Annotated in this window: 18 protein-coding genes; 4 read left to right on the top strand and 14 right to left on the bottom strand. The window is 58.8% G+C overall.

All coding sequences use genetic code 11. The features are described 5' to 3' along the window. The first annotated feature begins 37 nt into the window (after positions 1-37). Positions 38-841 carry a transglutaminase family protein gene (locus tag L8H52_RS01215; protein WP_242205191.1) on the top strand — a complete coding sequence of 268 codons (804 nt, stop codon included), beginning with the start codon at positions 38-40 and terminating at the stop codon, positions 839-841. Positions 842-1,006: 165 nt separating this feature from the next. Here the strand turns inward: L8H52_RS01215 and L8H52_RS01210 are convergent, their stop codons facing one another. The 4 genes from L8H52_RS01210 to hmgA all read right to left on the bottom strand — a co-directional run bounded on the left by L8H52_RS01210 (position 1,007) and on the right by hmgA (position 5,787). Then, on the bottom strand, positions 1,007-2,377 hold the full coding sequence (locus tag L8H52_RS01210; RefSeq protein ID WP_242205193.1) for an aromatic acid/H+ symport family MFS transporter: 1,371 nt from the start codon (positions 2,375-2,377) through the stop codon (positions 1,007-1,009). Positions 2,378-2,526: 149 nt separating this feature from the next. Further along, positions 2,527-3,162, bottom strand: a complete 636-nt coding sequence (gene maiA / locus L8H52_RS01205) for a maleylacetoacetate isomerase (RefSeq protein ID WP_242205194.1) — start codon at positions 3,160-3,162, stop codon at positions 2,527-2,529. A 12-nt stretch (positions 3,163-3,174) separates the two neighbouring features. Beyond that, the gene (gene fahA, locus L8H52_RS01200) at positions 3,175-4,479 is read right to left on the bottom strand and encodes a fumarylacetoacetase (protein ID WP_242205196.1); all 1,305 of its coding nucleotides are present in this window, start codon (positions 4,477-4,479) and stop codon (positions 3,175-3,177) included. A gap of 3 nt (positions 4,480-4,482) precedes the next feature. Next, complete coding sequence (gene hmgA, locus L8H52_RS01195) at positions 4,483-5,787, bottom strand: homogentisate 1,2-dioxygenase (protein ID WP_242205197.1); 1,305 nt, start codon at positions 5,785-5,787, stop codon at positions 4,483-4,485. Between the two features lie 164 nt (positions 5,788-5,951). Here hmgA and L8H52_RS01190 point away from each other — a divergent pair, with 164 nt between their 5' ends. Then, positions 5,952-6,731 carry an IclR family transcriptional regulator gene (locus L8H52_RS01190; protein ID WP_242205199.1) on the top strand — a complete coding sequence of 260 codons (780 nt, stop codon included), beginning with the start codon at positions 5,952-5,954 and terminating at the stop codon, positions 6,729-6,731. Between the two features lie 27 nt (positions 6,732-6,758). Here the strand turns inward: L8H52_RS01190 and L8H52_RS01185 are convergent, their stop codons facing one another. The 4 genes from L8H52_RS01185 to L8H52_RS01170 all read right to left on the bottom strand — a co-directional run bounded on the left by L8H52_RS01185 (position 6,759) and on the right by L8H52_RS01170 (position 16,252). After that, positions 6,759-10,223 (bottom strand): DUF6543 domain-containing protein, encoded by a 3,465-nt coding sequence (locus L8H52_RS01185; protein ID WP_242205202.1) that lies wholly within the window; start codon positions 10,221-10,223, stop codon positions 6,759-6,761. 150 nt (positions 10,224-10,373) lie between these two features. Then, positions 10,374-12,929, bottom strand: coding sequence for a LuxR C-terminal-related transcriptional regulator (locus tag L8H52_RS01180; RefSeq protein WP_242205205.1), 2,556 nt, complete (start codon positions 12,927-12,929; stop codon positions 10,374-10,376). A gap of 138 nt (positions 12,930-13,067) precedes the next feature. Then, positions 13,068-14,435, bottom strand: a complete 1,368-nt coding sequence (locus L8H52_RS01175) for a DUF1329 domain-containing protein (RefSeq protein WP_242205207.1) — start codon at positions 14,433-14,435, stop codon at positions 13,068-13,070. A gap of 23 nt (positions 14,436-14,458) precedes the next feature. Beyond that, a complete protein-coding gene (locus L8H52_RS01170) occupies positions 14,459-16,252 on the bottom strand; it encodes a DUF1302 domain-containing protein (RefSeq protein ID WP_242205209.1) in 1,794 nt (597 codons plus the stop codon). A 668-nt stretch (positions 16,253-16,920) separates the two neighbouring features. Between L8H52_RS01170 and L8H52_RS01165 the strand changes: the two genes are divergently transcribed. After that, a complete protein-coding gene (locus tag L8H52_RS01165) occupies positions 16,921-17,544 on the top strand; it encodes a hypothetical protein (RefSeq protein ID WP_242205211.1) in 624 nt (207 codons plus the stop codon). A 48-nt stretch (positions 17,545-17,592) separates the two neighbouring features. Here the strand turns inward: L8H52_RS01165 and L8H52_RS01160 are convergent, their stop codons facing one another. From L8H52_RS01160 to L8H52_RS01140, 5 genes are all read right to left on the bottom strand, one after another. Then, positions 17,593-18,504 (bottom strand): SDR family oxidoreductase, encoded by a 912-nt coding sequence (locus tag L8H52_RS01160; protein ID WP_242205213.1) that lies wholly within the window; start codon positions 18,502-18,504, stop codon positions 17,593-17,595. Positions 18,505-18,712: 208 nt separating this feature from the next. Continuing rightward, the gene (locus L8H52_RS01155) at positions 18,713-19,615 is read right to left on the bottom strand and encodes an alpha/beta hydrolase (protein WP_180698245.1); all 903 of its coding nucleotides are present in this window, start codon (positions 19,613-19,615) and stop codon (positions 18,713-18,715) included. Further along, the gene (locus tag L8H52_RS01150; protein WP_242205215.1) at positions 19,615-20,397 is read right to left on the bottom strand and encodes a class II aldolase/adducin family protein; all 783 of its coding nucleotides are present in this window, start codon (positions 20,395-20,397) and stop codon (positions 19,615-19,617) included. Before L8H52_RS01150 ends, L8H52_RS01155 begins: the two co-directional genes overlap by 1 nt. Positions 20,398-20,528: 131 nt before the next feature. After that, positions 20,529-21,215, bottom strand: a complete 687-nt coding sequence (locus L8H52_RS01145) for an LrgB family protein (RefSeq protein ID WP_242205217.1) — start codon at positions 21,213-21,215, stop codon at positions 20,529-20,531. Next, positions 21,205-21,591: a CidA/LrgA family protein gene (locus L8H52_RS01140; protein ID WP_242205220.1), complete on the bottom strand. Its 387-nt coding sequence runs from the start codon at positions 21,589-21,591 to the stop codon at positions 21,205-21,207. Before L8H52_RS01140 ends, L8H52_RS01145 begins: the two co-directional genes overlap by 11 nt. 96 nt (positions 21,592-21,687) lie before the next feature. On the opposite strand from L8H52_RS01140, the gene L8H52_RS01135 reads away from it, so the two are divergent. Continuing rightward, complete coding sequence (locus L8H52_RS01135; protein WP_242205222.1) at positions 21,688-22,575, top strand: LysR family transcriptional regulator; 888 nt, start codon at positions 21,688-21,690, stop codon at positions 22,573-22,575. Here L8H52_RS01135 and L8H52_RS01130 read toward each other — a convergent pair. Further along, positions 22,565-23,020: a flavodoxin gene (locus L8H52_RS01130; RefSeq protein ID WP_242205223.1), complete on the bottom strand. Its 456-nt coding sequence runs from the start codon at positions 23,018-23,020 to the stop codon at positions 22,565-22,567. The two genes, L8H52_RS01135 and L8H52_RS01130, sit on opposite strands and share 11 nt — an antisense overlap. Between the last annotated feature and the right edge of the window lie 2 nt (positions 23,021-23,022).

The raw sequence follows: 23,022 nt of genomic DNA, 5'->3' as shown, positions 1-23,022 counted from the left end.
GGACCGGGCTAAAACGAGGCATTCCCCGGAGATTTCGATGAGTGCGCGTCAACGTTTTTTCGAGTGTCTGCACCGTTCACCGCCCGCGCTGTTCGAAGCCGCGCTGTGGATGGCGGCCGAGCACGAAAAAGCGGTCGATCCCGAAGCGCTGTTGCAAGAATTCAAGGATCTGCAACAGCGAGTCAGTTACGGTTTACCCATGCTGCCGGTCAGTGAGCTGGCCCAACCTTTGTTACGGCGCATGACCGATCTGGGCTTTGCACAGGACGACTTTCTGCCGTTGCGCCCACAGGCTGCGTTGCTGCACAAAGTGTTGCAGACTCGTCGCGGCCAGCCGTTGACACTGGCGCTGATTGCTCTGGAACTGGCGCGCAGCCTGGAAATTCCGCTGGTCGGCGTCAACTTCCCCGGGCACTTCCTGCTGCGGGTGCCCGGTGCCGATCACTTGCTCGATCCGTGTGGCGGCCGGCGGTTGTATCCCAATGATTGTCGCGAGCTGTTGCAGCGCCAGTACGGACCGAACATGAAGCTCAACGCCGAGCATCTGCTGACCGCCACACCGCAGCAGATGCTCCAGCGCCTGTCGCGCAACCTGCGCCAGTTGCACCTGACTCATGATGACTTTATTGCTGCGCTGATCGACGCCGAGCGCGTCCTCGAGCTGGGTGACGCCGGCGCCGCTGATTACCTGGCCCGAGCCAGTCTTTATCAGCGGCTCGACTGTCCGAATGCCGAGCGCTTCGATCTGGAGCATGCGCTGTTGCTCAGCGATGATCCGATTCAGCGCCTGCGCCTGACAGAACGCCTCAGCCACCTCCCGCCCAACTCAGTCGTCCACTGAAAACGCTCGCGATAGCGGTGTGTCAGGCAACGAATGTACTGTCAGAAACACCGCCTTCGCGAGCAAGCTCGCTCCCACAGGTTTGGTGTGGACCTAAATTATCGGCTCGGCACACATCACTGTGGGAGCGAGCTTGCTCGCGAAGCAGACGGCGCGATCTTTCAGCTAAACCGCGTTATCGTTCTTCGCGAGCAGGCTCGCTCCCACATTGGATAGGCGAGTGTCGGTGGGCGAACGCACCTGAATGATCAGCAACGCGGCAATCACCGCCGGGATCGCGCAGAAGAAGAAAATCTGCGCCACCGGAATGTGCATCGCCAGCAGCAGGCTGCCGAACAGCGGCCCGAGAATCGAACCGAACCGTCCCACACCCAATGCCCATCCAGTGCCGGTCGCACGCACATGCGCCGGGTAGAAGTTACTGGCGAACGCATTCAGCGTCAGTTGCCCGCCGATGATGCAGAACCCGGCGGCAAACACGCAGGCCACCAGATACCGCGGATTGTCATGATTGAGTCCGAGCACAATCGTGCACAGCGCCGTGCCCGCCAGCACCGCTGACAACAGACGCACCTTGCGCTTCAAACGATCGGCGAACCAGGCCATGCAAATCGCGCCCAACGTACCGGCGAAGAGGAACATCGACGTCACCAGATTGGCTTCGTTGAGTTTCAGGCCACTTTCCAGCAGCAGCGTCGGCAGCCAGCTGATCATGAAATACAGCAGAATCAGGCTGACGAAAAACGTCGCCCAGATCAGCAAGGTCGGGCGCGCGTAGCCGTTGCGGAACAACTCGACCACCGTCAGTTTGCTGCCCTGCTCGCGTTCGTTCTGTTCGAGGCTGGCAACGGGCGGTTGCCAGTCCGGCAACATCCGCGCGGTGACTTTGCGCAGTCGCGCATACGGCGGCGCATCACGCAGCAAACGCGGCAGCGATTCCGGCAGCATCCACCACAGAAACGGAAACAGCAGCAACGGCGTGACGCCACCGGCGAGGAACACCGCTTGCCAACCGAATTGATCGATGAAACCTGCGGCGACAAAACCACCGGCTGCCCCACCGAATGAAAAGCCACAGGCCGCCAGCGTCACCATCAAGGTGCGCAAGCGCGGTGGTGAGTATTCCGACATCAACGCCATCGCACTGGGCATCGCCCCGCCCATGCCGATGCCACAGATAAAGCGCGCGATCATCAGCGTATTGAGCGAGTCAGCGAAGACCATCAGCACGGTCAGCGTGGCGTAGATCAGTACGCAAGCGAGCAGAATCCGTCGTACGCCAAAGCGATCGGCCAGCGGCGTAACCGCCAGTGAACCAAGGGTGAGGCCAAGCAGGTTGGCACTGAATACCGGGCCGAACGCCGATTTTTCCAGGCCCCAATCCTGCGCCAAAGCAGGTACCACGTAACCGAGCACTTGGGCGTCGTAGCCGTCGGTGACCAGCAACAGCGCGAGCAGGATCAACAGTAACCACTGATATCGGGACACAGGACGGGCGTCGAGTGCCGCCCGGAAGCTGGCAATCTGGTTGTGCATCGCAAGGTACCTGTTTTGTTTTTATGATTTTGGGGTAGTTCAACGCCGAACCTTGTGGGAGCGAGCCTGCTCGCGAATGCGGTGTGTCAGCTAAATGAACGGTGGCTGACACTCAGCCTTCGCGAGCAGGCTCGCTCCCACAGGGGGGATTACGGTGTGTCTGGCTGGTTGGCGGGATGCGCCTTGATGAACGCTGGATGCTCAGCCGCCAGTGCAGCCACACGACGGATTTTTGGATAAGCCTCAAGACTGACGTGGAACCGCTCCGCCGCATACAACTGCGGAATCAGGTACACATCTGCCACGCACGGCCACTCGCCGAAACAGAAGCCTTCGTCACCAATCAACTGTTCCACCGTCGCCAGCCCCTGACCTATCCAGTGGCTGATCCACTCGACCACCTGCGGCTCGTCCTGCCCCGACTGGCGCAGGCGATTGAGCACACTGACATTGTGCAGCGGATGCACATCGCAGCCGATCACCGCCGCCACGCCCCGCACATTGGCACGGGCGACAAGGTCTTCCGGCAACAGTGGCCGTTGTGGATAACGTTCCTCCAGGTACTCGATGATTGCCGGCGACTGGATCAACAACGCGCCGTCCTCGGTGCGCAAGGCTGGCACCCGGCCCTGTGGATTGATCGCCAGATACGCCGCTTGCCGATGCTCGCCACCCGGCGGCGCGATCAGATTGACCGGCAACGCCTGATAGTCGAGCCCCTTCAGCGCCAGCGCGATTCGCACCCGGTACGACGAGGTCGAGCGGTAATAGGTATAGAGATCCATAAGCCGCTCCTGTCAGCGCGCCGCCAGCACTTTGCCGCGGCATTCGCCGAAGCCGATCGAAGCAAAACCATCACGGGCACAACGTGCGCGCAGGATGATTTCATCACCGTCCTCGAGGAATTTACGCACCTCGCCAGACGCCAGCTCGATCGGCTTTTTGCCGCCCTCGGTGATTTCCAGCAGGCTGCCGAACTGACCGTTTTCCGGGCCGGACAAGGTGCCCGAACCGAACAGGTCACCGGCCTGCAACTGACAGCCGTTGACGCTGTGGTGCGCAACCATTTGCGCGACGGTCCAGTACATGTAGCGCGTGTTGCTCAAGGTCAGGCGATGGGCCGGCAGGTTCTGCTCGCGCATGGCTTCGGTGAGCAACAGCACTTCCAGTTCGATGTCGAAGGCTCCACTGTCCTGATCACGCTTGTCGAACAGATACGGCAGCGGCTGCGGATCACCTTCGGGACGCTTCGGTTGCGCGGCGCGGAATGGCGCCAGCGCTTCCGCCGTCACCACCCATGGCGAAACACTGGTGATAAAACTCTTCGACAGGAACGGGCCCAGCGGCTGGTATTCCCACGCCTGAATATCACGCGCCGACCAGTCGTTGAGCAGGCAGAAACCGGCGATGTGATCGGCCGCATCAGCGATGGCGATCGAGTCACCCATCTCGTTGCCCTGACCGATCCAGATGCCCAGTTCCAGCTCATAGTCGAGGCGCGAGCACGGGCCGAAAGTCGGCTCGGTCTGACCGGCCGGCAAGGTCTGACCTTTCGGACGACGCACATCGGTGCCGGAGGCGCGCACAGTGGAGGCGCGACCGTGGTAACCGATCGGCACGTGCTTGTAGTTCGGCAGCAACGGATTATCCGGACGGAAGAGTTTGCCGACGTTCTGCGCGTGCTCGATGCCCACGTAGAAATCGGTGTAGTCACTGATGCGCGCCGGCAGATGCAAATGGCAATCGGCGGCCAGTGGCAGCAGTTTCGCGCCTTGGGCTTCGATGTTGCCGCGATGCGTGCTGCCTTCACTGAACAGTTCCAGCAGACGCTCTCGCAAAGCCACACGAGCGTCGCGACCGAGTTCGAAGAATGCGTTCAACTGGCCGCCGTGCATGGCTTCGACCGCACTGCGCGCTACGCCGTCGAACAGCCCGGCTTCCAGCGCCACTTGCAGATCAAAAATCTGATCGCCGATCGCCACGCCTGCACGCGGCGCCGAACCGTTGAAGCTGAATACGCCCAACGGCAGGTTCTGCAACGGGAAATCGGTGTGGCCGTTGGCCGAAGCGACCCAACTGCGGGTGATGGAATTCTGTGTCATGGGTTATCTCCGGGTCGGGTCGAACGTGGCGGGCAGCGTGGCCCAGCAAGCGTCGTAAGTGGATTGCAGTTGCGGGCAGTCGAGGGCGAAGCGGCTTGGGCGCAGTACTTGGCTGGTCTCGAACATGAAGGCCATGGTGTTGTCGATTTTTGCCGGTTTGAGCTCGGCGTTGATCGCTTTGGTGCAAGTCTCGCCATCCGGGCCATGAGCGCTCATGCAACTGTGCAGCGAAGCACCGCCGGGCACGAAGCCTTCGGCCTTGGCGTCATATTCGCCCTGGATCAAACCCATGAATTCGTTCATCAGGTTGCGGTGGAACCAGGGTGGCCGGAAGGTGTTTTCGGCAACCATCCAGCGTGGCGGGAAGATCACGAAGTCGAGGTTGGCCAGACCGTGCACGCTGGTTGGCGAAGTCAACACAGTGAAGATCGATGGGTCCGGGTGATCGAAACTGACCGTGCCAATGGTGTTGAAACGGCGCAGGTCGTATTTGTACGGCACGTTATTGCCGTGCCAGGCGACCACGTTCAGCGGCGAGTGATTGAGTTCGCTGGCCCACAACTGACCGAGGAATTTCTGCAGCAGCGTAGTCGGTTGCTGGAGGTTTTCGTAAGCGGCGACCGGGCTCAGGAAATCGCGCGGATTGGCCAGACCGTTACTGCCGATCGGCCCCAGGTCCGGCAGACGCAGCGGCGCACCGTGGTTCTCGGCGACATAGCCGCGCGCTTGCGAGTCGAGCAGTTCAACGCGAAATTTCAGCCCGCGTGGCAGTACGACGATTTCCAGCGGTGCGACTTCCAGCACACCCAGTTCGGTGGCGATGCGCAGACGCCCGAGTTGCGGCACCAGCAGCAATTCACCGTCGGCGTTGAAGAACACGCGCTCCATCGAACGGTTGGCGGCGTAGTTGTAGATGCTGATGCCGGCCGGTTTTTCCGCGCCGGCATTGGCGGCCATGCTCACCAGTCCGTCGATGAAATCGGTCGGCTCGGGCGGAATCTCCAGCGGATTCCAGCGCAGGCGATTGGGTGTCACTTCACCCAACGGGCCACCGGCCAGTTGTCGCTCCAGTTTGACGAAGGCCGGGTGATTGGCGGACGGCTGAATGCGGTACATCCAGGTGCGCCGCGCTTCACTGCGGGTCATGGTGAACGCGGTGCCGGAAAACAATTCGGTGTAGAGGCCATAGGGTGCTTTTTGCGGGGAGTTCTGGCCGACGGGCAGCGCGCCGGGCAACGCTTCAGAGCTGAATTCGTTGCCGAAACCGGACTGATACGCCAGCGCCTGAGCGGTTGAATCGAGGTTCATGGAGCCTCCTGAACAGGGAGTCGGCAGTGGCCCATCGCTCTGGCTCAGAGGTTTCGGCACGCCGGGGTTGTTATTATCGTAATTCGATTACGCATAACGTAATTTGCTCGCTATCCAGCGTCAAGCTATAAAGACGCCCATTCGTTTCGGAACCCGGCCGCACCATGGAAAAAACCAGCGACAGCAACGGCAAACAGAAAGTCCGCTCCGCCGAAGTCGGCACCGACATCCTCAAGGCCTTGGCCGAGCTGTCGCCATCGACTTCGTTGTCGCGCCTGGCCGAACATGTGCAGATGCCGGCGAGCAAGGTTCACCGCTATCTGCAGGCGCTGATCGCCTCGGGTTTTGCCGAGCAGAACGCCGCCACCAACCACTACGGTCTCGGCCGCGAAGCGCTGCGTGTCGGCCTGGCGGCACTCAACAGTATGGACGTGCTGAAAGTCGCCGCCCTGCCGCTGGCCGAACTGCGCGACGAACTCAACGAAACCTGCTTTTTGGCGGTGTGGGGCAATCAGGGCGCAACCGTGGTGCACATCGAACCGGCAGTGCGCGCGGTGACGGTGGTGACGCAATTGGGTTCAGTGCTGCCGCTGCTCAGCTCATCGACCGGACTGGTCTTCAGCGCCTACCTGCCGCATCGGGAAACCGACGATTTGCGCGAACTGGAAATCGCCGCTGTCGATCATCCTTTGAAGGACGAAAAAGCCTACGCGACGCTGTGTGAACAGATCCGCGAACGCGGTCTGCATCATGTGCATGGTTTGCTGATGCCGGGTGTGGATGCATTGTCCGCACCGGTGTTCAACGCCGTCGGCCACGTCGCCGCCGTGTTGACCATTGTCGGCCCGACCTCACTGTTCCACGCCGACGAAAACGGCCCGGCGGCGCAGCGGTTGCTGGCGGCGACGCGGGCCGTGAGTTGGCGGATGGGTTATGAACGATAAGTCCGGACTATGAGTGCTCGAAACGGCTCAACGAACCGTTGTCTTGCTCAATGCGGAACCAGCATCTTCCATCAGTGACTTGAAGAAACCGAGCAGCTCATCCTGCGGGTCCTGGTGGCCGGTGTAATACGTAACGAGTTCCGCGACCGTTCGAGCGTCTCCAAACAAATCGAGAAACGAGCGTTGCGCACGGGTAACTTCTTTAGCAGGTGCGCCTGCCGCCGCAGCCTTGCCCAATGTCAGCAATCCGAACAATGCGTCCTTTACATGCCCCAGCGCGGCAGAATAATCACCCCGTCGATGCGACTGCGAAGCGTCGTAGATGCTTTTCATCATCTGCACAGCGACCACGACAGTGCCCACAGGTGGCACCAGCAGGCTCACGATGTTCGCGGCCTTCAACAGGTTGTCGTAAACGAGACCGGCGATTATTTCATTGAGGCTGATGGTGCGTTCATCGATATCACTCAATACACGGCGCACTCGCTCGTCATGAAAAGTGAACAGATCAGGCAGCAATGAACGCTGCTGCGTGCGAATGACCGGTCTGGTATCAACCGTTGCGACCAGCCTATCGAAGTAGTCATTGATGACTTTCTGGTCAACCAGCAGTATCCGCTCGCTGTAGTAGTTCCTGAACGGACCCTTTCGGAAACGAATCGAAGGGATGAATTCGGCGATGGGCCGGAATGTGACTTGATCCGGCGCGTCTGGCGTATAGAGTAAATCCACGAACCCTGAAGACAACTTCAGTCGGAAAACATAGACACCGCCAACGGTGTGGTCGCCGGCAGCGAGCAGGCCCAACGTGCCTATATTGAATTTGTACAGCCCGACGTCTCCTTCAAAAACGCCATCTCGAACGGCCTGATAGTCGCCGCTTTCTTTCAGATTATCGATAACCCGTTGGATAGCAGAGAAAGACTCCGTCGACAATTGCCCATTGGTAAAGTCGGCAAACGCATTGCAGTACATTTCGCAGCGGATTTTTCGAGCGTGTACGGCGCGTTTGAAGGCGTAATCAGGATGAGCCCTGTTCTGAAACTGCTCTTTCAGCATCGCGGTATATCTGTCACCGGGGCGGAAAGTTTTCGACAGCGAGGACAGGTCGCGGATATCCAGTTTTTCAACGACGGGATGGCCATTCACCAAATAGTATTTCGGGCTGAATTTCGTTTCGTAGGCCGGACGCACCGCCTCAAAAGCCAGTCCTTCGAGCAAAATGTCGGTTACGCTCTTACGAAACTCTTCAGTCTGAACAATGATCTGGTCGGGATTGACCGAAACGTTGCTGCCGCGTGCACGCAGAATCTCTTCTATCTGAGCTTTCACCGAGTCATAAGTGAACTGCTCGAAGGTCGGGAAACCATTGTCTCGTGCATCAACCGTAGACAGCGCCTTGAGTTCGGTTGTCAGACGCGAGTAACGCTTGCGGCCTTCGAAACCAAGCGCTCGATAACCTACCGGGGCAATGGCCTTGTGCAGGGCAACTTCGGCTCGGTACGCGATATTTACGTAGTCCGCCAACGGTGCTTTGGCATTCAGGCCAAGATCGACCGGTCGGCTATCCAGTGTATAGCGGTAGTTCAGCTGCGTGCGGTCGTGGCCGAGCAACTCACCCGCTTCGTGCAGGTAGTCCGGATGGATCGTTAATGCAGCGTATTCACGGTTTGCGGACAATGCCGATTCCAGCCAGCGGTTCGCCGCGTAAATATCGGAAAATTTTTGTAGTTCGAATTCACCGTCAGGCGTTTTCATCAACATCAGTGATGGCACATATCCTCTGGCCGAAATAATCAGGACATCTTTCAACGCTGGTACTTGTGATCTGATTCGCAGTCCCTGAATAGTCACCGCTGGGTCACTGGCCGTAGCGCGGGCGATGATGTTCGCATCGGTGGAATCCAGCTTTCCAGAGTGGCGAGCAACAAAGGCTGCAAACTCCAACTGGCTGATGAGATAGTTGCGATAAGCCTCTTGGTAATCAGCAGAGGGCGAGGATGCAAGACTGCCGGTAAATTCCAGTCGCAGATTACGATTTTCCAACCACTGCTCAAGCGCTGCTGCCGTCAGCCGGCTTCCGTCGGGAGCGCCGCTGACAGTCAGGGTCGCCTTATATCCACTGTCATGCAGACCGAAGACGATAAATTCCGTCAGCGTCCGGGTATCTTCCTGCTCGATAGTACGTCCGGCAATTTGCAGACTGTACGAGCTATGAACATTTATCGCTTCTGGATCCAGCTGTTCCCCGAGTACCCTGTCCGCCCATGCAGCAAACGTACGCACGACATAGTCCCTGAACGCAAAACATGCATCGAACACACCTGAATAAGCAGCCTGGTATTGTTCTTTGGATTCTTCAAGTTCGTTATAGCGTTGTTGAAGATCGCTACCAGCGGCATGCAGCCAAAGCGGCCAATCGGTGCGTTTCAATGCTGCCCAGAGCATATAGAAGCGGGTGTTGATGCCGTAACGCAAAACATGCAAGCCCTGGTTTTCCTGCAGTGCCGAAATCAGCGAATCGTCCAGCTGATCCCGGCCATCAATCAACGATGACACGCTTTCCAGCTGGCCCTTGAGGTGAGTCTCTACGCAGAAGGCGTGAGGACTTTGCGTGGCTTTCAGGTATCTGATCTGCTCGCTGCGCAAAGACAGTCTCTGCTGGAGTTTGCTGTGCAAGTCGGTATTTTTTTCAAAAAACTCGAAGCCGTTTTCCGGCGTGTGCATGAGGTAGGAAGTCGACTCATTGACCAGCCGCATTTCAACGTCCGCACGCTCGCTGTTGTCCAGAACGAAACAGGGCTGGAGCGACAAAAGGTAGTCCGGCACCGGTTGCAACTTCACTTCAAACGCCGCACGACCGCTGTCTGCGTCAAGCAGATGGGCGAATCGCTCAGCGAGACCGGCATCGAAATTGTTGGCCATGACCGACAGGGACAGCTCTGCACTTGTGACCACGGCGTAGGCTTCTATGAAAGCCTGCTTGTTGGACAACGGTGCATTGTCCGCTCGCATCGGTTTGGCTGGCGCCGCCCAGAACTTTGCGATCTCGGTTCGCAACGTTTTTGCCAGTCCGCCAGCTACAGCAGCGATCAGATCTTCGACAATCAGGGTATTGAGGACTTTGACTTTGAACTGCTCACTGAATGTATCTGGCAGAAAGAAAACGCCATCACCGCCCAGTATGTAAGCAGGACTGACGTTATTATTCAGGCAATAAACAGTGACGTCCCAAAGAGTCCCCGAAGGCCGACGTTCATCAGCGGGTAAAGCAGGGTCTGTATTGATGTAGACCTTATCGATATCAACCGTTTTACCCAAACGTTTCAATTCACTTTCAAGCATGTTGCGCAGGATACCGAGCACACTCGGCATGCTGTCGATAATCTTGAAAAGACCTGCTTTTGCCTGGCTTGCCTTTTCCCACTCTTCAGGCCAGGCAATTTGTTCACCCAAAGAACCGCGCATCAAACTTTTATATAACTTGACCACAACATTTCCTTACTTGCTATCCAGCACTGCGAATACAGCCCCGTAGATAGTTGCAAGGTAGTTTCTTTTTCACTCAACATGAACGACGAACAATTTACAAAACAATGCCAACGAACAACCGGAGTCCTTTGCACTAGCAAATCTTGCCAACTAAACCAGTATCCCCATCAACTTTGCTTTCGCCACTGCCTGGGTTCTGCGCTCTACACCCAACTTCCCGTTGATTCGTCTCGCATGGGTTTTTACTGTATGCAATGAAATAAAAAGTTGTTCAGCAACTTGCAGGTTCGAAGCGCCTTGAGCGATCAACATCAACACTTCGCGTTCACGCCTGCTGAGACCCTGCGCATGATCACCGCTGAGGGATGGCCGGCCAGAAACCTGCTTGCACGTTACCGCGCCAACGCTGCCCTGGCGTAATTCCCACTCGCGCATGGCTTGCTGCAAACGGCAGCGTTCCACCAGCATTCCGGCGCGCTGGAAAGCTTGCTGTGCCGCCACCGTGTCACCGTTCGATTCGGCCAACTGGGCGAAGACCAGCAGCAACTCCGTTTCCGCCGTCAACATGCCTCTGGCCTGGGCCTGTTTCAACAATTTCTCAAGGGTTGGAAGACCGTTTTCATCTGGGTTCAATTGCGCGTGCGCGCAGACCAGCAGGTATTCAACGCGGATAATCAGCTCAAACGTCGCCGGCGGTGCCTGCAGCCCGGAGGGGCCGCGGTAGTGCCGTAACAGCCGGCCCAACGCTTCTTGCACCAGCTGCGGTCGGCCCTGCTGCAACCAGAACTGGCTGCTGACCTGCAGCACGACACCGCGATAGACCGTATCGGGAATCTGCCGCTGCTGCATGACCCTCTCCGCCTCGCGCAGGCGTTCGAAAGCGCAGGCATAATCACCTCGGTTGCCGGCCAGTTGCGCCAGTCCCAGGTAGCCATACAAGACCCGTTTGTCTTCACTGCGCGAGCAATCTTCAAGGCCTCGACTGAACAGATCCGCAGCTTGCTCTTCAAGGCCCATGCACAGCGCCAGCCGTCCGCGTCGCAGGGCAATCCGGCCCAGCAGCGGCACGGGCAACACGGTGCGCTGGCGCAGCAAATGCTCGATGTCCACGAGCAGACTGTCGGCACGCAAAGGCGCCCCTCGCTGCTCGAGCCATTGCGCATGGTCAAGCTCGAGCAACCCTTCGAACAGCAAGGAGCCGTGAGCGCGCGCCAGGCACAGCGCCTCGCGGTTCAGAGCATGGGCCTGATCAAGTTCACCACACAGTAGCGCCTGCTGGGTCAGTCCCGACAGGCACAGCAAACGCGCCTGCCAAGCATCATCTGCCAGTACTGACAACGCCTCCTGAAAGCAGGCGCGCGCCAGGTCCATCTGCCCTTGCAGGTGACAGAGCCAACCTTGTTGCGCCTGCCAACGTGCCAGCAATTGCTGCTCCAGGTGCGCTGTCGGCTGCGGCATGAAGCGGACGAGATGGGCCATGCATTGCCCGGCCTGCTCGAATCTTCCGGCGAACAATAACGCCCCGGTGACCAGCCCGATCAACTGCGGCGTCATCAGAGTCAGCTCTTGGCTTCGTTGCTCATGCAAGCGCAACAACAGGACAACGGTCTGGTCTTCCAACAAGTCCTCGAAGCTCAAATGCTGCAACAGGCTTACGGCGGTTTCGTACTCCTCGGCCAACAGCGCTTGCTCGAATGCTGCCCGCCAATCCTGCGTCGCGGTGAACCACTGACAGGCGCGTCGGTGCCAGGAACGCGCGCACGACCAATGCGACTCCTGCATGATTCGCGACAGCGGGCGGCAGACCTGGAGCCAATCGGCGGAGTGCTGCCATGGCTCGATAAAGCAGCCCAGCACTTGCAGATCATGCAGCAACTGCGCGCCTTCACCGGGGCCGAACAAATGCTCGCATAACGGCGCGTTGAAGCGTGGCAGATGGGCCAGAACACGCCATGCCTCATTCTGCTCCGGCGTCAGGCTGCTGAAGAGTTCGTGCTGCAGGTAATCAAGCAACGTGTCGACACGCTGCTGCGGCTGCAGGTTTTGCGACCAGTCACATTTTTGCAGGATCGCCATGCGCGCCCCCGCGCACCAACCGCCGGTACGCTGGATGATACGGGTGGCAACACGGTCCGCCTGTTCTGGCGGCAAATGGCGCAATACCGATACGACCTCATCGTGAGTCAGTGCCAGGCTGGCGCACTCGGATTCATGCAGTTCGTCATCGAGCAACAGGCGCGGCCAGTTGCACTGCGGCCGGCGGCGAGTGCTGATCCACCAGGTGAGCGCCGGGCTGCTGACCGCCAGTAAACGATCAAGCAAAGCATCCAGAGCCGGATCCGGCAGACGACTGTAATCGTCGATGAACAGCGAAGTCGGCCTCGACCAACGTGCCAGCTCCGCCATCAGTTGCGTAACGTCAAGGTCCTCTACCAGCCCGAGCGCCCGAGTCAGTTGCAGGCAGAATTCCTCACGACTGAGCGCCGCTCCCGCCAGCGGCAGCCAAATGGCCTCGCAGTCTGCACGCACCTGCAGAAGACACTCGGTCAGCAGTGCGGTTTTGCCACTGCCAGCGGGCGCGCATAACAGCCTGACCCGCGCGTTCGATGCCAGCAAAGGTGCGCTCAAGCGACTGCGAGGCTGATGGTGGGAAGAAAGTCTGGGCAAGAATCCGGGGCGATCCAGGCAGGGCGTCATGGCAGTCATCGGGTGAGCCTTTTTATCGTTGTGCAGTCACCCTAGCCCTCTCCCACACACTTGTTGACGAGTATTCAGCGCGCTGATTGGCAGCCATAAAAAAGGCGACCGAGCGGTCGCCTTTTGTCCACTGATGTATCAGAACCGTTACCGCACACCCTCTGCACGCAAGGCCGCTGGCGTGTAGTCGGCAGCCTTGGCTTCAAAGCCGAATTCGTAACTGTGCTTCTCTTCGTTCTTCATACCCAAGGCAATGTAGCGGCCGGCAATGATGTCGTAGAGCGCTTCGAGTGTGTAGGCCTGTGCCTGATGCTCATAGTGATATTCAGAGTGGCCTTCAGCTACGCGCCAGAGTTGACCGCGACCGTCGTAGTGGTCGGCCAGTGCGACCTGCCAACTGTCCTCGTCGATATACATGTGGCGTTTGGCGTAGATATGCCGCTCATTCGGTTTGACGGTGCCGATCACTTCCCAGACCCGGTGTAACTCATAGCGCGTCAGGTCCTGATTGATGTGCCCGGCCTTGACGATGTCGTCGTACTTGAGCTTCGGCGAATCGAGTTTGTAGCTGTTGTACGGGATGTACATTTCCTTCTTGCCGACCAGTTTCCAGTCGTAGCGATCCGGTGCGCCGGAGAACATGTCGAAGTTGTCCGAAGTGCGCAGGCCATCGGCGGCGGTGCCCGGACCGTCATAGGCTACTTGCGGCGCACGACGCACACGGCGCTGACCGGCGTTGTAGATCCACGCCAGGCGCGGTTCTTTCACCTGATCGAGGGTCTCGTGTACCAGCAATACGTTACCGGCCAGACGCGCTGGAGCAGTCACCGACTGCTTGAAAAAGGTCAGCACGTTGGCGGCTTTTTCCGGGTCGATATCCTTGATCAGTTGCGGCACGGCGATCTCTTCTTCGAAGCGGATCGGCGTGTAGCTGCCGTTGGTCTGCGGGGTCACCTGAGTAATGATGCGTCTGACGTTGCCGCCGTGGTAACGGGTGATGTGGTTCCACAACACCTCGACGCCGTTCTTCGGAATCGGGAACGCGTAGTAGCGATTGCCGGTGAAATTGGCCAGGCCGTTACCGTCGTTGATGGTGGTCACGTTGAGCGCGCTGCGCTTGGCCGATTCGTAGATTTCCGCCGGCACGGCCACCGTACGGTGGGTCGGGTAGACCGGGATCCTGTAGGTTTCCGGGTAGCGCTTGAACATCGCCACCTGGCCGTCGGAGAGCTTGTCCTTGTACTTGTCGACGTTGGCCGCGGTGATGATGAACAGCGGTTTTTCATTGGCGAACGGGTCAGCGAGAAAGCCTTTGCTGTCCACCGCAGCAGCATTTTTCGGGATGCCGCCGGTCCATGCCGGGATAGAGCCATCGGCGTTACCGGCTTTCTCGGCACCCAGCGGGGTCAGGCTGGTGCCGAGTTTGTTGGCCTCTTCCGGCGACACCGCCGCCATCACGTTGGCCGCCAGCAGACTCAGGGCCAGCACGCCACATTGCAGAATCATTTTGCGCATTGCAGTCATCCTTCTCGGGCAGATCAGAAGTTCACGCCGAAGCTCAGGGCCACGAAGTCACGGTCTTCGAGGACGTTGTAGTCACCACCGAAAAAGTCGGTGTAACTGAGGCTCGCGGTGTAGGTGTTGCGGTAGTCGGCATCGACGCCGACGCTGATTGCTTTCGCGCCTTCGTTGAACAGGCCGTTGGGGCCGTAACCGGCGACGTCATGCGACCACGACAGGTTGGGTTTGAAGTTGACCCCGCCGATCACGTTGGCGTAATCGAGGATCGCCCGGGCGCGGTAGCCCCACGAAGTCGAGGTGACGAAGCCGTCGGTGTCGCCGCCGAAACCGTACTGGCCGTACACCGAGTCGCGGCCATAGCGCAGCTCGCTACGCGACTCCAGGCCACCGACGTGCACGACGGCGGCTTCGCCAACCACGGTCAGACGCTCAGCGCCCAATACCTGATCGAAGAAGTGTGTGAGGGTGCTCTGGATTTGCGTGACTTCTTTACGGCGATAGCCCTTGTTGTCCGCGCCAGGACTGGTAGCCAGCGGCGAGGCCGTGCCACCGGCAATGGGGTTGAGCAGCGCCAGCGTCAGGTCGTTGGTGTTGACCTGAACCGGAGCGTTGGGCCGATAGCTGATCTCACCGGTCCATGCGGTGCCGGTGGGTAGCGTGGTGGAGAAACTCGCGCCGTACAGACGGATGTCTTCCGGGTATTCGAGGTAGTAACCACCGCGTCCGAGCATCACACTCTGCGCCAGGCCGGAACCGCTGCCGGGTGCCAGACCATTGGCGATGCCGACCATGCCCGGCAATGCCGCCAGCGTCGACAGGCCAGCCGTGGTAGTGCCAACCGTTGGCGTGCGGCTGTGGTAGTTCATGAAATACAGGCCATATTCGGTGTCGTCACCGAGCCAGCGCAACGCCGTGCCCCACTGCCCGGAATCCCGCGCATCGCGGTCGCCGCCACGGGGGATCACCACGCCTTCGCGAGTCACCTGAATGCCTTGGCCAAAAGCCTGGGTCAGCGGGACAAACGGTGCGATTGCCGGGTTGCCAACGGTGTAGCCGTTGTTGCAACCGTCCGCCGCCACATCGACACCGAAGAAAGTGCCGCAGTTGTCGAGAACGGTCTGGTCCCACTCCAGTTGGTAGAAGCCTTCGACGGTCAGTTGATCGGTCAGGCCTTGCGAGCCAAACAGCATGTTGACCGGAATCAGGCCTTCCTTGATCTCCGCTCCGGGGCGACGAAACGCCGAAACGTCGATCGGATTGATACTGTTGATCGAGTTACCGATGAAGGTACTTTCGCCCCAGCTCACGACCTGCTTGCCCGCGCGCACGGTGCCCGGCAGATCGGCGATGGAATAGTTGTGATAGACGAATGCATCAAGGATCTGCGCGCCGGAAGATTTCGCGCCTTCCTTGCGGCCGCTGTCGCTGATCGGCTTGAACTCGCGATCTTCGTCCTTCAGCTCGAAGTCATACCAGTACTTGCCGCGCACGAAGACACCGGTGTCGCCGTACTTGAGTTCGAGGTCGTGAATACCTTTGAAGATTTTCGAGAAGGTCTCGCCCTTCTTGAAATTCAAACGCCCGTCATCACCGGTCGAGGATTGCCCGGTACCACCATTGACTGTGCCGACCAGCGATTTGTCGGCATCGCGCATGCCCCAGCTCGCGCCGATCGACAGCGACGAGTCGAAGGTGCCTTCGATTTCGCCAATGTTGAACGCAACCGCTTGCGCCTGAGCGCAGCAACCCAAAGCCACCGCGGCTGCCAGCGCCTGCGGTGTGAAGATGGCGCGCATTGTTGTTTTTGTCATGCGTCTTCCCCGGTGAGTGACAGAAGGCCCCACCCTACTGCCGGGCAACCGCGTCGATAAGCGCACCAAGGAGGTATTCGTGTTGTCGCTCGAAAGGATGAATGGCCTTGCGCGGCGGGGCTTTGCGCCGTTCATGGATCGGCTGGATGGAGGATCATCAGTGCAGCGCATGGTGCACGTCGGATCACGGGACTGTTGCATGCCCCGCAACAGTGCATGTCCGGATTCGGTATTTTTCCTGCGCGCTCAAGACCTTATTCTGAACGCGCTTTCACGGGACACGCCGTAAAGCACGAAGCATTGGCCTTTGAGCAACTCAGGCCATTGCTGACAGATTTCAGATGAATCGAAGACTTCGGTTTATCGCCCCAGTGTTCACTGACGTTGATTTGTAGCTCCTTGATCCAACGTCTTACCTTGGCCGCTGCGTTTGCAGCGGCCTTTTTTATGGGCGCCGCTTTACCCACTTCACCTGCATCAGCGGGAAGATCCCCCATTGCTGTAGGAAATCTCCTTCTGATCTTTTAATACCAAGCTCTCAAACCGCCTTGCACATTATTCATACAACCCAGCAGGTCATTACTGACGATCGATGCAGATTTTTCCGTTCGAAAGCTGATATAGGTTTATTGCTCCGCAAAACCGAAAATTCGCAGTGAGTAAAACGAATGTTGGAGCAAAGTTCTGTTGAGGCCGCCAAAACAAAAATTGAAGGAAAAGGGTCTGCAGCCAACCTCATCATGATCAAGCGTCTTGACGCCATACTGGAGCGCAAGCTCGAGATGACCGATACCGATCGACGGTTCTATGCCTATTCACTTCGAATCATGGAGCGATTCAGAGCGATGGGATTCGCCGACGACTACATTCCCAAAAGTAATCCGTCCCTTTGGAATAACCTCCATACGGCGACACTTGAAGACTTCAAACTGAGCGACGATGAGTCATTACGCTATACCGACGAGGCCATCGACGCAGCGAAAAAACAGGAACTGGAAGCATTTGAATGCGTCAGCGGATCCAAGAGTTCGATTGCAAAACTCGAACAAGCTGTCAGACAAGAAAGTCTCAGAGACTTGTTATCAGTTTTGGCTATTGGTTTGGCATTTCCCTCAATCGACACACTGTTCGGGCGTTATCGATTTGAAGTCATCGCGCGCGGTGAATTGTGGAGAACGCATGAGGAATTATTTCATGAGGGTGTATTGGCTGAGGGCAATGCGGCTGCCGCCATTCCGGGTCCAAACTGGAGAATCCCGGAGTTCATGATTGATAAACGGTACAAGGAATAATGGAGCGAGCCTCGCCGCATCGAGAACGCAGCGAGGCTCAAACGTCCCTTAAAGCGAATACTTCTGCAAATTCGCCATCATTTCCTTCAGCGCTTCGATATTGTCCTTCGGATGCGCCGCCCCTTCGAAATCACAAATCTGCTGCCAGTGCGCCGCGACATCTTCCGGCGAGAACCCTTCGCGAGGGTCGAAGCCGGCACCGAGGCTGCGTTCCCAACGCACCTTGCCCATCCAGCCGCCACCGACCTCGAACAGTCCGGAGGTTTCCTCGCATTGTTCGCTCGCCAGATACACCACCAACGGGCTGACCAGTTCAGGTTTCAGTTGCTCGAACACTTGCGGCGGAATCAGCCCCTCGGTCATGCGCGTGCCGCCAGTTGGCGCGATGGCATTGACGAGAATGTTGTTCTTGCGGCCCTCGATGGCCAGGGTGCGGGTCAGGCCGTAGAGGCCAAGTTTGGCCATGCCGTAGTTGGACTGGCCGAAGTTGCCGTAAATGCCCGAGGTCGAGGCAGTGAAGATCACCCGGCCGTAGTTTTGCTCGCGCAGGTGCGGCCACGCGGCGCGGGTGACTTTGTAAGCGCCTTCGACGTGGACGCGGTAGACCAGATCCCAGTCGGCGTCGTCCATTTTATGGAAGGTCTTGTCACGCAGGATCCCGGCGTTGTTGACCACCACGTCGACGCGACCGAAGACGTCGAGGGCGTTTTGTACGAGTTTGTCGCCGTCGGTGACCGAGTCATGGTTGGCTTCGGCGATACCGCCAGCCGCGCGAATTTCTGCGACGACGCGGTCGGCAGCGGAAGCATTGGCGCCCTCGCCCTGGGTCGAGCCGCCGAGGTCGTTGACCAGTACTTTGGCGCCCTGTTTGGCGAACAACAACGCATGAGCCCGTCCGAGGCCACCACCGGCTCCGGTGACGATGACGACTTTTTCTTCGAAACGCACAGACTCATTCATCGCAGCAACTCCAGCAGGCCAGTATTGAGTCCGAGTGTCAGGCACAGGGCTTTGGGTCACAACGAATACGGCTGAGGCTGAATGGTGCGCGATAAGGTTGGGGGATGATGAGGGCGTCAACAGATCAAAAGATCAAAAGATCGCAGCCTTCGGCAGCTCATATACAAATCCAATGCAGGAGCTGCCGAAGGCTGCGATCTTTTGATCTTCAGGAACACGCTACTTTGCGCGGTGGCAGCACAAAACGCTCGCGAAACGCCAGATAGTGCTTGAGCACCTGCACCGGCGCTTCGGTCTGGGGGTAGTGACCGATGCCCGGCAACAACACCGTGTCTGCATCGGGAATCAATTCGCGGTAACGCTCGACCATGTGCGCCCCGGAAATCGGATCGACCTCGCCATCGATCACCCGCAACGGAATTTCACCGCGCTGCATCGCCATCACCCAGCGATCACGCTGCACGCGACGTTCGGGAATGTAGCTGATCAACTTGTGCATGATCCGTGGCCCGCGATTGCTGTCGACCAGGCTCCAGAAATCGTCCAGCTCACTTTCAGTCGGCCGGGTCTGCGGGCCGAAGATCTGCCGGAAGCTTTTCACCAAAGCATCGCGGGTGAACGCGCGGCCAATCATCCAGCCCAGCGGACTGAGCAGCAGTTTCTGCATCAGCACCGGACGGTGGGTTTCCGGGAACAATCCGCCGTTGAGAAACACACAACTGGCCACTTCGATCTGGTCTTCGTAGTGCCGGGCGAGCAGTTCCTGCGCAACGCTGTCACCGTAATCATGCGCAAGCACATGCACCGGCTGCTCGACCTGCAAATGCGCGAGCAAGGCTTGCTGCAGGTCAGCCTGCTCCAGCAGGCTGTAGGTGTGATTGAGCGGTTTGGCCGAATCGCCAAAGCCAAGCATGTCGCAGGCGATCACCCGATAACGCTGGGCCAGCGGCTGCCACAGGTAATGCCAGTCCCAACTGGCGGTCGGGAAGCCGTGAATCAGCAGCAGCGGCTCACCCTGACCCGCCGTCCAGTAGCGAATCGGCTGACCACGAAAGACAAACGTCTGGCTGCGTTTGCGCCAGACACACAGAGGAATCTCGGCAAGAGGCATTAGAGTTTATATCCGGGGTCTTGTTTATCGAGTTTGCGCAGCAGCGCCGGCCAGGCCAGCGCGCCACCCATGCCTTGAGCGCTTTTGGTGACGCCGGCGATCATCGCTTTGGCGCCCGCGAGAATTTGCGGTTCGATGGCGATGAGTTCAGCCCCGCCGGTTTGCGCCATGACCTGAATGTCGCAGGCGCGCTGAAAGGTGAACATCATCAGAAAAGTGTCGGCGATGGTGCCGCCACAGGTCAGCAGACCGTGGTTGTGCAGCATCAGGAAATTGTTTTCGCCCAGATCGGCCTGCAAACGCGCCTTTTCTTCGTGGTTCAGCGCCACGCCTTCATAGGCGTGATAAGCCAAGCTTGAAAGCACGAACAGCGACTGTTGGCTGATCGGCAACACGCCCTGCTTCTGCGCCGACACCGCAACACCCGACGCGGTGTGCGTATGCAGAACACAAACCACGTCGTGTCGCACTTCATGCACGGCGCTATGGATGGTGTAGCCGGCGGGGTTGATATCGTAGGGACTGTCCATGAGTTTGTTGCCGGCCTGATCGACCTTCACCAGGCTCGACGCCGTGATCTCGTGAAACATCAGCCCGAACGGGTTGATCAGGAAATCTTCGGTGCCCGGCACCTTGGCGGAAATGTGGGTGAAGATCAGATCGTCCCAGCCATGGGCGGCGACCAGACGATAACAGGCGGCGAGATCGACACGGGTCTGCCACTCGGCGGCGCTGACCTGGTCTTTGACATTAAGGGACGATTGGACGGGGGCTACGCTCACTGTATGCACCTCTGCGTTCTTATTGTTCTGCACGTGTGAGCAGTCTAGTCAGGCGCAGAGGATCGCGTAGTTGCATTGGCAGCCAGCTTGATGACTGATCGAGTCAGCAATGCAAACAGCTTGGATCCATGTCAAAGCAACGACGCCAACAAAGGCGCGGCAAACAGGTTGAGCAGACCGGTCAACACCATCACCAGCCCGGCGACCGAGCCTTCTTCGCCCCCCACTTCATGGGCGCGACTGACGCCTGCACCGTGCGCGCCAACCCCGAACAGCGCACCGCGCGCCAAGGCACTGCGCAACGGCAACCACTTCAAGAGCACGCCGCCGAGCATCGCACCGAACACGCCGGTGAACATTACGAACACCGCCGTCAATTCCGGCACGCCACCGAGATTTTGTGCCAACGGCATAGCGAACGGTGTGGTGATCGAACGTGGCACCAGCGACATCGTCACCGAACTGTCCAGCGCCAACGCCCTGGCCAATCCGAATGACGTACCAATCGACGCCGCACTGCCGGCAACCATGCCCAGCATCAGTGCCGACCAGTGCCGCATCAACAATCGGCGTTGCTGCCAGATCGGCACGGCGAACGCGACGGTCACCGGGCCCAGCACCAGCATCAGCCAGTGGGTGTTGCTCGAATACTCGGCATACGCCGTGTGAAGCGGCACGGCGAGCGCCAGCAGCAAGGCCGGCACCAGAATCAGCGGCGACAATACGTAGCGACCGGTACGCCGATAAATCCAGCGGCTGAACACGTACGCCAGCAAGGTGAAGGCGAGCCAGAACATCGGCATCCATTCAAGCTTCATGGGAGCGCCTCGCGCGTACGGCCAGTTCCACGGTGAACGCAGTGACCAGCATCACCATCAAGGTGCTGGCGGCGATCACCAGCAAAATCCGCCAGCCGTCATTGCGCAGCAACGCGCCGTAATCGAGCAAGCTCATCAGCGCCGGAATGAAAAACAGCAGCATCTCGGCCATCAGCAAACCCGCGCCCAATTGCAGTGCCGCCGGGTTGACCCAGCCAAAGGCGAATGCCAGCAGCAACAGCGCCATGCCGATCACGCCGCCGGGAATCGGCCAGGCTAGCCATACAGCGAGTTGGCAGCCGAGCAGGTAGAGACCGAGTAACACGGCGAGTTCGACGAAGAGACGGGAAAGATGTTTGAAGCGGGCGGCGTTCATGAGGTTGGCTCCTTACAGAAGCCTATTTTACGAAGTGACCTGCCATCCCCGAAGCGAATTGTTAGACTCAAACCCATTCCATAATGGAATCAGGCCATGGAATTCAAACAGCTGCGCAGTTTTGTCGAAGTCATGCATCAGGGCGGTTTCACCCAAGCCGCAAAAACCCTGCACATCAGCCAGTCAGCGGTGAGCAAACAAATCGCGCAACTGGAGCAGAGCCTCGGCACGCCGTTGCTCGAACGACTCGGTTCGCAGTTGCGCCTGACCGCCGCTGGCAGTGTGGTGCTGCAACGGGCCGAGGGCATGCTGCGCCTGCGCAATGAATTGCTCGCGGAACTGGACGACCTCAGTCATCTGGCGCGTGGTGAACTGCGCCTCGGCCTGCCGCTGCTGGGCAGTGACGCGCTGTTCGCCGGACTCTTTGCCGAATACCGGCGGCGCTATCCGAATATCAGCGTGCAATTGCTGGAGGGCGGCAGTCGCAATATCGAGCAGGCGGTGTTGAGCGGTGAACTGGAATTGGGCGGCAGTCTGTTGCCCAAGGATCCACAATTCGACTGTCAGCCATTTTGCGATGAGCAACTTGACGCCCTGCTGCCAGTGGATCATCCGCTGGCCGATCGCGGCGAGATTGCTCTGGAGGAATTGGCCGAAACGCCTTTTCTGCTCTATCAGCGCAGTTTCGTGCTCAACGACCGCTTGCTGCAGGCATGCCAGCAATTGGGCTTCACGCCGAAGGAAGGCGGACGCAGCGGTCAGGCAGACTTTCTTGCGGCGCTGGTGGCCGCCGGACAAGGCGTGGTGCTGTTGCCCAGCGTGGTCGCGCGCGGTCTGGTGCGGCCAGGCGTAGTGCGCCTGACCTTGCGCGCGCCAGATTATCTGCGTTGGGATATCGCGTTCATCTGGCGTCGGGGCGCGTATCTGTCGAAAGCGGCGCAGGCGTGGCTGAGCTTGCTGCGCGAGCGGGCGATCAGCCCTTGAGCGCGTCGATCAACTGTGCCAGCCAAGGCTCGGCGTCGGTTTCCGGGGTGACACTTTCACTGGCATCGATGCGCAGCATGTCCTGCACTTCGCGCACGCCCAGTTCGCCGAACAATTCACGCATTTGCTCACCGCCACCGCAGAAGGTGTCGCCATAGCTGGCATCGCCCAAGGCAATCACTGCGCCAGGCAGACCGAGCAATGCCGCTGGCAACTGGTCGCGAATCGCCGAATACAGCGGTTGCAGGTTGTCGGGCAATTCGCCCATGCCGGTGGTCGAGGTCACCGCAAGCAACGCTTCGGGGCCGAACGCCTGGATGTCGGCGAGGCTGGCGCGCGAGTTGTAGAAGGTTTCAAAGCCAGCGGCTTGCAACAGGTTCTGGGCGTGACGGGCGACTTCTTCGGCGGTGCCGTAGACCGAACCGGAGAGGATGGCGACTTTCATCA

The organism is Pseudomonas sp. CROZ-RG-20F-R04-15, assembly GCF_022662375.1.
Taxonomy (GTDB): domain Bacteria; phylum Pseudomonadota; class Gammaproteobacteria; order Pseudomonadales; family Pseudomonadaceae; genus Aquipseudomonas.
The sequence above is the reverse complement of the archived record's forward strand: the minus strand, read 5'-3'. Positions and strand labels throughout refer to the sequence as shown.